A 13,591-nucleotide genomic window follows, 5' to 3' on the forward strand; every position below is an offset into this window, starting at 1 on the left:
TTATAATTACGATAGGTACCAAAAACGATTAAATGGCCTTAGCCCTATGGAATATAGAGCTAAAGCCGCTTAAGTGACTTTTTATTATTTCCGCTGTCTACTAGACAGGGAGCAGTTCAATAATATAGTCAACCTCTACATACGTTATTCAGATACTAATTCTCTAACAGCTTGACGATCGTATGTAAGACGAGCCCCATCTCCTGCTTTGAGGATTATCTTGTTCTCATCAATTGAATCAACGATTGCGTGTAAACCACCAATTGTGATGATTTTATCACCTTTTTTTAGTTCATTTTGCATTTGCTGAACAGCTTTTTGCCTCTTTTGTTGTGGTCGAATAAGAATGAAGTAAAAGATTACAAACATTAACAGCAAGGGCAAGAAACTTAAAATCCCTTCCATTTTTTCACCCCCTTTTATGTAAATGCTCAAAAGTCAATGCCTTATGAACAAAACCTCTAAGCTAAAATTGTTTGGCATTTGGTTTATTGAAACCGTAGCGATCAAAAAACTCCTCTCGGAAGTCTCCAAGACGATCCTCACGTATCGCTTGTCTGACCTGCTCCATCAATTTTAACAGAAAATAAAGGTTATGATAAGACGTTAATCTAATTCCAAACGTTTCATTACATTTTAACAAATGTCGAATATAAGCTCGCGAATAATTTTTACACGTATAGCAATCACAATGTTCATCTAAAGGATTAAAGTCTCGAGCATATTTTGCATTTTTCACTACGAGACGTCCTTTACTAGTCATCAAGGTCCCATTCCGAGCAATGCGTGTAGGTAACACACAATCAAACATATCAATACCCCTAATAGCACCATCTATTAAAGCGTCTGGAGACCCTACCCCCATTAAATATCGCGGTTTATTAGTAGGCAATAACGGTGTTGTAAATTCCAGCACTCGATTCATAACATCCTTTGGTTCACCAACCGATAATCCACCAACAGCATAACCAGGAAAGTCTAGTGAGACAAGGTCTGCTGCACTTTGTTTACGGAGTTCCTCATACTCTCCACCTTGAACAATTCCAAACAACCCTTGATCATGAGGTCTATTGTGAGCTGTTAAACAACGCTCTGCCCAACGGCTCGTACGCTCTACAGATTTTTTCATATAATCAAATTCAGCAGGGTACGGAGGACATTCATCAAAAGCCATCATAATATCTGAACCGAGTGCATTTTGAATTTCCATTGCTTTTTCTGGTGATAAGAACAGCTTATCGCCATTCAAATGATGACGAAAATGGACACCTTCTTCTTCAATCCGCCTGAAGTCACTTAAGCTAAATACTTGAAAGCCTCCTGAATCTGTTAATATTGCTCTATCCCAATTCATAAATTGGTGTAAGCCACCTGCTTCCTTAACAATATCATGTCCTGGACGTAGCCACAGATGATATGTATTACTAAGAATGATACCAGCACCCATTTCCTTCAAATCCTCAGGGGACATCGTTTTTACTGTTGCTAACGTGCCGACTGGCATAAATACAGGTGTTTCAAATGAGCCATGAGGAGTATGTACTCTACCTAAACGAGCACCTGTTTGTTTGCAAGTTTTAATATGTTCGTAAGTAATTGCTGTCATATACTAATCCTTTCCTATAAGGTATTTCTGTATTTCTTATATAACATGCTTAGTTGTTTTTGCAGTGTTACTTAATCAACATTGCATCGCCAAAACTAAAAAAGCGATAATTTTTTTTAACTGCCAAGTTGTAGGCTCTTAATATATTTTCTCTTCCTGCTAAAGCACTAACAAGCATAATGAGTGTAGATTTTGGTAAATGAAAATTTGTTAACATTGCATCTATTGCCTTGAATTGGTACCCAGGGAAAATAAATATATTAGTCCAACCACTACAAGAGGTAAATTTTCCAAGATGGTCTCTTGCAATTGTTTCTAACGTCCGAGTTGAAGTTGTCCCAACTGCTACGATCTTTCCTCCACTTTTACGCACATCATTTAACAATTTTGCTGTACCCTCTGTCATTTGATAATATTCTGCATGCATATCGTGCTCTTCAATTGATTCAACACTTACAGGTCGAAAAGTACCTAATCCAACATGAAGTGTAATAAAAGCAATGTGCACACCTTTATTACGGAGTTTTGTTAAAATTTGCTCAGTAAAATGGAGCCCAGCAGTAGGAGCAGCAGCTGATCCTATTTCACGTGCGAATACCGTCTGATAGCGCTCACGATCTTCAAGCTGTTCTTTTATATATGGAGGTAATGGCATTTCTCCTAAAGCGTCTAGCACTTCTACAAATATACCTTCATACGTAAACTTTAAAGTTCTTCCTCCTTGTTCACTAGTATGCGTGCATTCCGCTTTTAATCGCCCATCGCCGAATAAAATGATGGTTCCTTCTTTTACTCTTTTTGCAGGTTTAACTAATGTTTCCCATTCATCGTTATTTTGTTGCTTTAATAGCAACACTTCTATTTTCGCACCAGTATCTTCTTTTTCACCAAATAAACGGGCGGGTAATACTTTCGTATCATTTAAGACGAGACAATCACCTTCATTGAGAAAGGATACAATATTTTCAAATTGTTGATTGTTGATCTCACCAGTTTGTTTATCTAACACCATTAATCTTGATGCTTCACGATTCTCAAGCGGTGTTTGAGCAATTAATTGTTCAGGTAAATCAAAATCAAATAAGTCTACTTTCAATGCTGTCACCTCATAAGCGTTGTTCTCTATTTCACGTTTGATACATTATTAATAGCTTCATTCAATTTTATGAAATTGATAAGAATCTAATTATTTCAGACGATTTAAGACAAAAAGTATGAGCGTTAATAATACGCTAAGAATAATTGAAGTTACAATCGGGAAATAAATAGTCGAGTTACCTTTTTTAATAACAATATCACCAGGCAATTTACCAAAAGAAATAAATTGCATTAAAAATCCAATGATAAAAATTACCGCACCCACTATCATCACAACTTTCGGTATTCCTGTCAAATGTTTGGCACCTCCATACCGAAATGATCGTAAACGAGGTTCGTTACCATTCTTCCCCTAGGAGTACGTTGTATAAAACCCATCTGCAATAAATATGGTTCATATACATCTTCAATAGTTTGTGCTTCTTCCCCTATCGTAGCCGCAATTGTTTCAAGACCAACAGGTCCTCCACGAAATTTTTCTATTATTCCTTTTAATAGTTTATGATCAATATGATCTAATCCTAATCGATCAACTTGTAATAATTCTAGGGACTTAATAGCATTGTCATTTGTAATATCTCCATCACCTCGTACTTGAGCAAAATCTCTCACACGTCTAAGTAAGCGGTTTGCTATTCTTGGTGTTCCCCGTGATCTCCTTGCTATTTCTACTGCAGCCTGAAGGTCAATATTTACGGAAACAATATCAGCAGTCCTTTCAACAATTGTGGTGAGCTGCTTTTCATTATAATATTCCAATCTACTCAAAACACCGAACCGATCACGAAGAGGAGCTGATAATGAACCCGCTCTCGTCGTTGCACCAACTAGAGTAAATGGGGGGAGATCTAGTCTAACAGATCGTGAACTTTCGCCTTTTCCTATTACTATATCAATACAAAAATCTTCCATAGCTGGGTATAAAACTTCCTCAATTGTCCTTGGCAAACGATGAATTTCATCAATAAAAAGAACATCACCAGGCTCTAAAGATGTTAATATCGCTGCTAAATCACCGGGACGTTCAATTGCAGGCCCTGAAGTTGTTCTAATGTTCACATTCATCTCGTTAGCAATAATCGTTGCTAACGTTGTTTTCCCCAGTCCAGGTGGACCATATAGCAATACATGATCTAATGTTTCTTGACGCTGCTTTGCTGCTTCAATAAATATTTCTAAGTTCTCCTTAACCTTTTCTTGACCTATATACTGCTTTAAAGTTTGTGGACGTAAACTCTGCTCTAATGATACATCATCAATATCTGCTTCACTACAAACAAGGCGCTCCTCCATCGCTTCAAGCCTCCTACGTTAATAGCCTTTGTAATGCTTTTTTGATATACTGATCAGTCGTAAGCTGTTCTTCAAGTAAATGTTTTTTCACCTTATTAATTTCTCTTTCTGCATAACCGAGAACTTTTAGAGCTTCTATCGCTTCAAGTAGCGCCTGTGGCCCATTCTCTTGTTCTTCTATACTATCATCTGAAGTAAATAAATTTGGCACTGCTACTAAGTCCTCAAGTTTACCTTTTAAATCAAGAATCATTTGTCTAGCAGTTTTTTTCCCTACTCCTGGAAATTTCACTAAGAATTTTTCATCTTCTTGTTCAATTGCTTTGACAACCTGCACTGGCTGTCCAGCAGCTAAGATTGCAAGTGCTCCTTTTGGACCAATTCCAGAGACTTGTAAAAGTTTACGAAATAATGCTTTTTCTTCTCTTGTTTGAAATCCGTATAAAGCTAGAACATCTTCACGAACGTACTGATATGTATAGATAGTTTCCTCTCTTTGTACGTGAAAAACATAAGGGTTTGGTGTTTGAATCTCATAACCAATCCCATTATTTTCAATAACAATATATTCCGGGTTTATATATTGAATACTCCCTTTGATAAATTCAATCAACTTTCTCTCTCCTCATCTTTGCTGTACATCATTTTACCATACTTTATTCACAATGAAGCAAAATCTTGTACAAGAAAGAATATGTTAATTGAAGTCACTGTTAAAAACATATTTTAGAGAAGAAGCGACAACGTTTGCCAACCAGCTTGAAAATATACCCATTTATTATATTCAATTATGGGACACTAGCTTGAAAGTGCTTAAACGCCTCAATGACTTGATTATATTTATCCTTTGATTCAACAGGAATACCTCGTTTTAATAACTCATGTTGGTGACTTTCGAGTTTACCTATATCAATTTGATAAAAAGATTGAATGACTCGACTCCCACCTGCTGGTTTCCCTTCAAAAATCATCAATACACCGTTATCATTAATACCGAAATACCCATTTGCCTTCAATAAAGGGGAAATATCTTCAATATGTCGCATAAAAACAATTTGTTCGTCATTTTGTTCAACTAGTTGCCAGTCAGCGTATAGCGCCCAAAAGTCTTCCATTGACCAAATCGTTTCATTTACAATTTCTTCACTTACTTCACCATCTAAATAGATTCTTTCAAGAATGACCTTTATATATAACGGACCGGAAACTTCGTAAACGTCCGATTCAGCATTCCTTTTATCATTCATGAAATGTAATCTCATATCATTTCCGGTAGCTATAACTGAAGCTAGCAAACTAAAAATAAATAAAATCATACTTGTTATCGCTATTTTACTAAACAGTCTCATTATCATCACCTCTAAAATCAAGTGCTACAATATTATTCTGACCATTTAATAAAATTTTTAATCTAAATTGCAAATATGCCTCATATTATCCAATACAAAAGGGTCAGAAAACCCAATACATATATATAGTATATGTATTGTGAGTTCAGACCCTCTTGTACTTTTTTATCTTGTACGTGTATTTAATGAACCTTCAAACAAATCGTTAATTGATTTATTAATTGTTTCTCGAGGTCCACCGTTTCGGATATCATTATCTATTTGACGAATTAATGATAGTGTTCCCGTATCTGTTACAACCTTCACTTTTTTTCCATTAGCGAGCGTACCGATGGATTGTTGGACATCATTAATAACTTCTCGTTGATTTCCTGTTGTATCACAGGCAACAATAATATCATTTCCACGAACTAACGTACGTGCTGCCCTTACATTCGGGACAGTTTCTGCTTTCCGTGAAATATCTTCAGCAAGTCTTCCTTCATAATTGGTGTAATATGATGACCTTGCTGGTGTAGTCAAGTTATTTAAGTGCCCATGATAATTATACCCTGATTGATCTGCAAGTGGCTCGCGGTTAACTGTTGCTGGAAAACGCATTGGAGCATTGTTATAATTTGTACTTTTTTTATAAGCAATATTCCTTTTGTTATTTGTAACGTTTCTATCCATAAATTCTGTTATCGCACCATCATTATCATTCATCATATAAGCATTACCAGTATTTTGGTTATACCGATTATTGTTTATATTCTCATTTGAATAATATCCGATTGGCCTTGTACGTTCGTTGTATTCAAGTGCTCCTTCTTTAGCAGTTGTATTACAAGCTGCTAGCACTCCAACAAGTAATAGCGATCCTGATATCGAAAATACAGATTTCCGCAACGTTTATCCCCCCATACCATTCTTTGCGTCATCATGTGTGAACATCATTTACAAAATTGATGCTCATCATTATGTTGGCATTTAGGCATTCAGGTTATACTAAAACTCCTACGGTAACTGCTTACAGTTTTGGAGAGACAGCTGCAAGCTCTCGTTTTTAGTGTGAGCGGTTATGTAATAAATAATAATTTGACGATCTTTTTCAGGAATTACTTCGTCTTTAAAATATTTATCGCTCATCTCATATGTTGTCCTCATCTCAAAGCGTGGATTATGTGCATCACCTAATGTAGCAGCTTCTTCAGTCCATACTTGTGCTTCCATTATTTAATTTCAATTTTTGAAAAAAGCTACTGATGAGCTTCAGTCAAATCTACGACATGATGATCAAATCAACCCTTCCATTTTTTAAAATTTATAAAGCATCTACTTGATCTTGGGGGTTGCTCTTACATAGCATGATAAGACCTATGAATCATTGGAAAATCCTTTTTTATAGACGAGCAACGACAGCTGAATGCATACCTCCGCTAATTCCGTTTATAACTTTTTCCTGATCCAACTACAAGTTGTGAGATTTTCTCCTTCATAATTAATCTTCACTTCAATTTTTTGTTAAATATATGATCAAAATGACATTACGATGGGTAAATGAACTTTTTAACAGCCTTTCTGAAATTTTGAAGTACTCGTACAACTTTGCATATACGTTGTCATAGTCTTTTACAGAATTGTATAACATATATATGGTCTACGTAAGCAACAATCAAACGTAAGCGGACTAAAAAAAGAAGGCTTTATGCCCTCTCATTGATATGTGTATAATTAGTTGTTATCACAATTTTTTCCGCATAAAATTACTCATTACAAGACAAAAAGCATTGCTTTCGCTGCTTTTTATAAATGTTCAAGACGTTTGAATTAGATCATAAGCCAAGCCAACAACAAGGATACAATTATCATCTTGTTGTTGGCTTATAATTGACACCGATGAAAGTAAGTATGCCATTTGCTTTAATTGTCTTCATTATCGTAATGTGGCATTGGATAAATAGGTTGGTACGGTGGAGCTGATGGATAATAATACTGATATGGTGCCACCCTATGGTGTGATTGATGATTATTATATGCCTGTTGTTGCATCATTGGGTTAACACCGTAGGGTTGTTGATTAGCGTATGATGGCATTACCCCTGCTTGTTCTGGAATCGTAGGTGCATTTTCATAAGACATTACATTTTCCTTATTCTCTATTTCTTCATCTGGGCTTAGCGCTTCTGGAGATACTCCCTCAGGTGCAGGTGGCATTGGGTAAGGTTCGTAACCAAATCCATACCCTGGCTGAATAGGTGTAATTGGGACACAATATGGTGCAGGTGGCATCATATAAGGTGCTTGTGGTGCCATTGCTGGTGATACCCCCATTGGAGGACTTTGCTCAACACTTGGCATTACATTTGATATAGGTGCGATATTTTGGTTTTGCTTCATTGCCATTTCTTCTTCCATAGGCATAACGTTAGCTTTCATTGTTTCTTCTTCCATTTCTGGCATCATCATCGGACTTACTGCTTGTGGATAAAAGTTAGGAGGTGGAGTTGGCTGATATCCGTATGCTGGAGCAACATATTGTGGTGTAGGTGGGTAATATTGTGGCATTTGTGGCATCTTTGGCATTTCTAATTTCTCCTCCATCACATCTTCAGCTTCTACCTCTTCCGGTTTCATCATACCGGGTAAAACATTACTAGGTTTTTCCGGATACTCAGGTGCAGCTGCAGGTTGTTGATTTACAATTGGCATATTCACTGTATAATAGTTATTCACATCTATTTCAGGATAGTAGGGTGTATGCTTTTTCGCCATAGGAGGAACATACGGTACTTTGTTTTCTTCAGCCATTAATGCTTTGTTCTGAGTTTTTTCTACCGGTTTAACTTCTTCCTTTTTCTCTTCTGCCATGACAGGCAATGGTTTTTGTGGCTGATTAATTATTGGCTCTTCCACTTCAGCCTCGACATTTGATACTACGTTTACTTTTGCTTCTTTTTTCACATTATTGTTAATAGCCGCTTCTTTTTTTACATGAACATTCCCAGTAGGTACTTTAATTTTCATCCCAGGCAAAATCATATCCGGGTTACTTAATTGCGTATTCATATTTTTTAATTCTGTAAAATCAACCCCATATTTTTGAGCAATTTTCCATAATGTATCACCTTTTTGGACAATGTGGATTTTCACTATTAGGCTCCCTCCTCACAAATCAGTCTTTACAGTGTATGTGAACTTAGGCATTTTGCCACTATTCTTCACCAAAACATATGCTGTATTAACTTAAATTATGTATAACAACTATAAAAAACTCCTGATAAAATACCAGGAGTTTTCTTGTTAATTCATACTTAATAAGGGCTGTTTGCGCATTAAAAATGTTTCTTCGTTCAAGGGAATAATTCTAAGTCCAATGATAAAGTAATTGACATGTTTCCACATTAACAAACGATATTGCTAACAATATCTATACTAAATATTTCTTGAGCTGCAACATAGTTTATAAAGAGTTAGTAACTTAAATTATGCTCTTGCAAGCATTCTTTCTAACGCCTTCAATGAATCTTCTGCAACTTGTTCTGGGACAATAATTTGATTATGAACTTTTCCATTTTCAAGTTCTTCTAATGCCCAAAGTAGATGCGGTAAATCGATACGATTCATAGTTAAACAAGGACACATTGCTGGATTTAACGATACAATTTCTTTATCAGGATGATCGTTAATTATGCGATTAACTAAGTTCATCTCTGTGCCGATTGCCCATTTACTTCCAGCTTCCGCTTTAGAAATTGTTTCTATAATATATTTAGTTGATCCTGCATCATCTGATAATTCAACGACTTCACGACTACATTCAGGATGAACAATAATATTCATATCAGGTTTAGTGGCGCGTATTTCTTTAATATTCTCAACAGTGAAATTTTCATGGACAGAACAATGCCCTTTCCATAAAATTACCTTTACTTCTTCCAAGTCACCTTCATATTCGAATTTATCCGAGATTGGATTCCAAACAGCCATTTGTTCCAAAGGAATCCCTAAATCGTAGGCAGTATTTCTTCCTAAATGCTGGTCAGGCAAAAATAAAATCCTTTCTTTCTGTGTGAATGCCCATTCAAGCATTTTTTTTGCATTTGAAGATGTGACCGTAGCACCACCGTTCCTTCCAACAAACGCCTTAATTTCAGCTGTTGAATTGACATATGTTAAAGGTAAAATTGTATCCCCAAATTCGGCTTTCATCTTGTTAAAACCGCGCTCAGTTTGTTCAAGGTTTGCCATATCAGCCATCGAGCATCCTGCTCGCATATCTGGCAAGATTACTTTTTGATTGTCGTCGGTCAATATATCTGCTGTTTCAGCCATAAAGTGCACTCCACAAAACACAATATATTCTGCTTCTTTATTTGCAGCTGAAACTTGTGCTAGTTGAAGAGAATCACCTGTCGTGTCTGCGAATTGAATAACTTCATCTTTCTGATAATGGTGACCTGGAATATACAATTTATTACCGAACTTTTCCTTTATTTCCGACACACGTCTAACCATTTCTTCAGTTGATAATTCTCGATATCGCTCAGGCAATCCTTGATGTTTTTCACTTTGAATTAAATCTAGTACGTTCATTTTCAGTTCTCCCTTCCTTCTATTTAACTCTCATGCTAATATCTAAAGCCTTGACAGAATGTGTAAGCATTCCTAAGGATATATAATCTACACCAGTATCTCTGTATAACGGTAAGCTTTCAAGATTGATTCCTCCTGATGCTTCTGTAATTATACTTGTGGGCACTAAAGAAACATATTTTGTAATTGCTTCAGGCGTACAATTATCAAACATAATAACATCAGCCTTTGCTTGCACTGCTTCGAGTACTTGTTCTTCTGTCTCCGTTTCTACCTCAATTTTCACCATGTGACCAACTTGCTGTCTTACGGCTGCAACAGCCTTTGTAATTGATCCACAAAAAGCTATATGATTATCTTTAATCATTACACCATCATAAAGACCTATGCGATGATTATATCCACCTCCACAAGAAACAGCGTATTTTTCAAACATACGTAATCCTGGTGTCGTTTTTCTTGTATCGCATATCCTCGTATGATCACTATTTAATCGCTTAACTACTTCATTAGTGAGTGTTGCAATGCCGCTCATCCGTTGTATTAAGTTTAATATCACACGCTCACCGATGAGAATATTTTGTATCGAGCCTTCAATAGTTGCAATAACATCACCAGCAGCTACGATATCACCATCGGCCTTATGTGTCTCTACAGTAATATTAGAATCAAGTATTTGATAGCCTTCTTTAATAATGTCCTCTCCGCAAAAAAGCCCATCACCTTTAGCTATCATTTTTGCTATACCTTGTTGATGAGTTGGAAAGATTGTTTCAGATGTTACATCTCTCTCACCAACGTCTTCTAAAAAAAATTGCTCAATGTCTTTCCGTAACTTAATTTTGTTCATACTGTCATCTCCTGTTACTTACTGCATAAGTAGAAGCTTCATATTTATGTCTAATTATTTCTTCTCCTAACCATCCTAGATCATCTTCACTAGGATAATCAGTACGATAATGTCCTCCTCGACTTTCTGTTCTTAACAGAGCAGATGATGAAATAAGCCAACCTACCGTCACCATATTAATGATGGTAACTTGCTCATTAGTCAATTGAGATACATCAACATATTTCTTATCATTCGTTAGATATTGTTCAAACCATGTTTTTGCATCAAACAAGCTGTTTTCATCTCGAACAATACCTACATTCTGCATCATCACAGCTTGTATTTGTTGCTTAGTAGGAAGATTTGTTGAATACTGTCCAATTTGGTCTCGTTTTTTTAGATGGTTGCTATTTTTTAAACTTAAGTTTGATTGTAAAATATAGTCTGATAAGAGTTGTGAAAATACGATTCCTTCTAACAATGAATTACTTGCTAATCGATTAGCTCCATGTACTCCTGTACATGCTGTTTCACCTACAGCATATAAGCCTTTAATAGACGTTTTACCTTGATGGTCTGTCCTTATGCCCCCCATAAGAAAATGAGCTCCTGGTACGACTGGAATAATTTTATTGTTAAGGTCTATCTGCTGTTCTTGGCAGAGTTTAGTTATTGTTGGAAACCTTTTATCAAAATCATCGATGGTGGATATATCTAAAAATATTTCTTCACCTTTATTCATTTCCGAGTAGATGACTCGTGAAACAACATCGCGAGGTGCAAGGTCGCCTAACTCATGTACACCTTCCATTATTTTTCTGCCTTCTTTTGTGACCAATGTTGCCCCTTCACCACGTACAGCTTCAGATACTAGACCACCAGCAATCCCATTCGCATATAACATCGTTGGATGAAACTGAATAAATTCTAAATCAACGAGCTGTGCACCTGCACGATATGCCATCGCTAAGCCGTCACCAGTAACCGAATCATTATTCGAAGTTCTACTGTACATTCCACCGCAACCACCTGTTGCTAGCACCGTGTGTACAGCATAATATTTCGTTGTTTGTCCTTTGCTATTTCTAGTCATAACGCCAGTGCATACGTCATTGGTCACGAGTAAATCTATAGCCATCTCATCCTCAATGATGGTAACTTTATCTTTAATCCTATTGTGTAAATAGGTCATCAGTCGTCTTCCTGTAGCATCTCCCCCAGCGTGAAGGATCCGTGATGCTCGATGAGCCCCTTCTTTACCAAGTTGCAGATGATTACTAGCGCTTCTATCAAACTGCATACCATTTTCAATTAATTGTTGTATATATAAAGGTCCTTGTTGTACAAGAAGCTTAACAGAATGCTCATTATTATGATTACGTCCCGCTATAACTGTATCATAATAATGTGCCATCCAATGATCATTTTCATCAACTACACAAGCAACCCCGCCTTGTGCTAAAGATGAATTATTATCATATTTTGTGGACTTTGTGATAACAATCACATTTTTATGCTTACATAAACGTTCTGCAGCAACTAATGCCGATATGCCACTACCAATAATAATTACATCTACTTTAGGCATATTTCCGCCCCCTAGATTACAACTGTCTTGACACCTATATTGACATATATTTAAACTAAAGACAAGAGATATTTACTTTTTTTCATAACGAGGTGCAAATGATGATTTATCTAGACTATGCTGCTACAACACCTATATGTAGTGAAGCAATGCAGGTTTATGAGCATACTTCTACAACTATTTTTGGAAATGCTAGTAGTTTACACGATTATGGAAGTAGGTCGAATGAAGTATTAGAGGCTTGTAGAGCTGAATTAGGAAAATTGTTTAATGGAAAGAAGAAGGGTATTTTTTTTACTAGTGGAGGTACGGAGAGTAACTTTCTTGCTATCAAATCACTTATAGAAGCTCACCGTCATAAAGGCAATCACCTTATTACTACTGAAGTTGAGCATTCATCTGTATTAAACGTATTCCGACAATTGGAGTTAGAAGGGTTTAACGTAACATATTTATCAGTTAATCAACACGGTCAAATAGATTTAGATCAATTGAAAAGTGAAATAACACCAAATACAATTTTGGCCTCTATTCAACATGCTAATTCAGAAATTGGAACGATTCAACCTTTAGCAAAAATAGGGGCACTACTAAAAGAACATCATGTTCTTTTTCATAGTGACTGCATTCAAACATTTGGAAAGATTCCAATTGATGTACAGAAATTTAACCTTGATAGTATTTCTATCTCAAGTCACAAAATATATGGACCAAAAGGTGTTGGGGCAGTATATATTCACCCTGGAGTAGAATGGAGAACACAATATCCTCATTCTACTCACGAAAATGGCTTTAGGCCTGGCACAATAAACGTACCAGGAATTGCGTCATTTGTTGCTGCTGCTCAAATATCCTGTCGTAATATGGATAATGATATCGATCATTTTTCTACATTAAGACAAAGCCTGATTTCTGAGTTACATGCACTTAACAGAACTGTCGAAGTTATTGGTCATCCTCATGATCAACTAAAGCATATCGTTGCTATAATTATCCAAGGTATTGAAGGTCAATATACTATGCTTGAATGCAACCGTTTCGGTATCGCTATATCTACTGGCAGTGCATGTAAAGTAGGTATGCAAGAGCCTTCAAAAACTATGCTTGCCATAGGAAAATCTAAAGAAGAAGCCAAACAATACGTACGTTTATCTTTCGGTAAATACACAACAATTTCTGATATTAATAAATTCATCTCAGTTTTAGACAAACTTGATCAACAGTTTCAAAAAACAGTTAATTAAGGAGGT

General features: G+C 36.2%; 14 protein-coding genes. 1 reads left to right on the plus strand and 13 read right to left on the minus strand.

Annotated features, from left to right (window positions below; all coding sequences use genetic code 11):
- Nucleotides 1-144: 144 nt before the first annotated feature.
- The 13 genes from yajC to nadB all read right to left on the minus strand — a co-directional run bounded on the left by yajC (nt 145) and on the right by nadB (nt 12,341).
- Complete coding sequence (gene yajC, locus ACSVDA_RS09595) at nt 145-405, minus strand: preprotein translocase subunit YajC (protein ID WP_320207775.1); 261 nt, start codon at nt 403-405, stop codon at nt 145-147.
- A gap of 61 nt (nt 406-466) precedes the next feature.
- Nucleotides 467-1,606: a tRNA guanosine(34) transglycosylase Tgt gene (gene tgt, locus ACSVDA_RS09600; RefSeq protein WP_320207774.1), complete on the minus strand. Its 1,140-nt coding sequence runs from the start codon at nt 1,604-1,606 to the stop codon at nt 467-469.
- Between the two features lie 67 nt (nt 1,607-1,673).
- A complete protein-coding gene (queA, locus tag ACSVDA_RS09605) occupies nt 1,674-2,702 on the minus strand; it encodes a tRNA preQ1(34) S-adenosylmethionine ribosyltransferase-isomerase QueA (protein WP_485882730.1) in 1,029 nt (342 codons plus the stop codon).
- A gap of 90 nt (nt 2,703-2,792) precedes the next feature.
- On the minus strand, nt 2,793-2,999 hold the full coding sequence (locus tag ACSVDA_RS09610; RefSeq protein WP_485882732.1) for a DUF2905 domain-containing protein: 207 nt from the start codon (nt 2,997-2,999) through the stop codon (nt 2,793-2,795).
- A complete protein-coding gene (ruvB, locus tag ACSVDA_RS09615) occupies nt 2,996-3,997 on the minus strand; it encodes a Holliday junction branch migration DNA helicase RuvB (RefSeq protein WP_214481438.1) in 1,002 nt (333 codons plus the stop codon). Before ruvB ends, ACSVDA_RS09610 begins: the two co-directional genes overlap by 4 nt.
- Before the next feature lie 13 nt (nt 3,998-4,010).
- Nucleotides 4,011-4,610, minus strand: a complete 600-nt coding sequence (gene ruvA / locus ACSVDA_RS09620; protein WP_320207770.1) for a Holliday junction branch migration protein RuvA — start codon at nt 4,608-4,610, stop codon at nt 4,011-4,013.
- A gap of 175 nt (nt 4,611-4,785) precedes the next feature.
- Nucleotides 4,786-5,346 carry a BofC C-terminal domain-containing protein gene (locus ACSVDA_RS09625; protein WP_485882734.1) on the minus strand — a complete coding sequence of 187 codons (561 nt, stop codon included), beginning with the start codon at nt 5,344-5,346 and terminating at the stop codon, nt 4,786-4,788.
- 165 nt (nt 5,347-5,511) lie between these two features.
- Entirely contained in the window at nt 5,512-6,234 is a 723-nt protein-coding gene (locus tag ACSVDA_RS09630; protein WP_485882736.1) for a YhcN/YlaJ family sporulation lipoprotein, read from the minus strand.
- Nucleotides 6,235-6,342: 108 nt separating this feature from the next.
- Entirely contained in the window at nt 6,343-6,558 is a 216-nt protein-coding gene (locus ACSVDA_RS09635; protein WP_485882738.1) for a hypothetical protein, read from the minus strand.
- A gap of 690 nt (nt 6,559-7,248) precedes the next feature.
- Nucleotides 7,249-8,478, minus strand: a complete 1,230-nt coding sequence (gene safA / locus ACSVDA_RS09640; RefSeq protein ID WP_485882740.1) for a SafA/ExsA family spore coat assembly protein — start codon at nt 8,476-8,478, stop codon at nt 7,249-7,251.
- Between the two features lie 333 nt (nt 8,479-8,811).
- The gene (gene nadA, locus ACSVDA_RS09645; RefSeq protein WP_485882742.1) at nt 8,812-9,921 is read right to left on the minus strand and encodes a quinolinate synthase NadA; all 1,110 of its coding nucleotides are present in this window, start codon (nt 9,919-9,921) and stop codon (nt 8,812-8,814) included.
- A 19-nt stretch (nt 9,922-9,940) separates the two neighbouring features.
- Nucleotides 9,941-10,771: a carboxylating nicotinate-nucleotide diphosphorylase gene (gene nadC, locus ACSVDA_RS09650; RefSeq protein ID WP_485882744.1), complete on the minus strand. Its 831-nt coding sequence runs from the start codon at nt 10,769-10,771 to the stop codon at nt 9,941-9,943.
- 4 nt (nt 10,772-10,775) lie between these two features.
- A complete protein-coding gene (nadB, locus tag ACSVDA_RS09655) occupies nt 10,776-12,341 on the minus strand; it encodes an L-aspartate oxidase (protein ID WP_485882746.1) in 1,566 nt (521 codons plus the stop codon).
- 101 nt (nt 12,342-12,442) lie between these two features.
- Here nadB and ACSVDA_RS09660 point away from each other — a divergent pair, with 101 nt between their 5' ends.
- Complete coding sequence (locus ACSVDA_RS09660) at nt 12,443-13,585, plus strand: IscS subfamily cysteine desulfurase (RefSeq protein WP_485882747.1); 1,143 nt, start codon at nt 12,443-12,445, stop codon at nt 13,583-13,585.
- The last annotated feature ends 6 nt before the right edge of the window (nt 13,586-13,591 follow it).

The organism is Cytobacillus sp. Hm23 (assembly GCF_051842895.1).
Taxonomy (GTDB): domain Bacteria; phylum Bacillota; class Bacilli; order Bacillales; family SM2101; genus Nanhaiella.

Coding starts and splice junctions, on each gene's coding strand:
- ACSVDA_RS09625 (WP_485882734.1), bottom strand. CDS start 5,346: ATGAGACTGTTTAGTAAAATAGCGATAACAAGTATGATTTTATTTATT.
- nadA (WP_485882742.1), bottom strand. CDS start 9,921: ATGAACGTACTAGATTTAATTCAAAGTGAAAAACATCAAGGATTGCCT.
- tgt (WP_320207774.1), bottom strand. CDS start 1,606: ATGACAGCAATTACTTACGAACATATTAAAACTTGCAAACAAACAGGT.
- ACSVDA_RS09635 (WP_485882738.1), bottom strand. CDS start 6,558: ATGGAAGCACAAGTATGGACTGAAGAAGCTGCTACATTAGGTGATGCA.
- nadC (WP_485882744.1), bottom strand. CDS start 10,771: ATGAACAAAATTAAGTTACGGAAAGACATTGAGCAATTTTTTTTAGAA.
- yajC (WP_320207775.1), bottom strand. CDS start 405: ATGGAAGGGATTTTAAGTTTCTTGCCCTTGCTGTTAATGTTTGTAATC.
- ruvB (WP_214481438.1), bottom strand. CDS start 3,997: ATGGAGGAGCGCCTTGTTTGTAGTGAAGCAGATATTGATGATGTATCA.
- nadB (WP_485882746.1), bottom strand. CDS start 12,341: ATGCCTAAAGTAGATGTAATTATTATTGGTAGTGGCATATCGGCATTA.
- ACSVDA_RS09660 (WP_485882747.1), top strand. CDS start 12,443: ATGATTTATCTAGACTATGCTGCTACAACACCTATATGTAGTGAAGCA.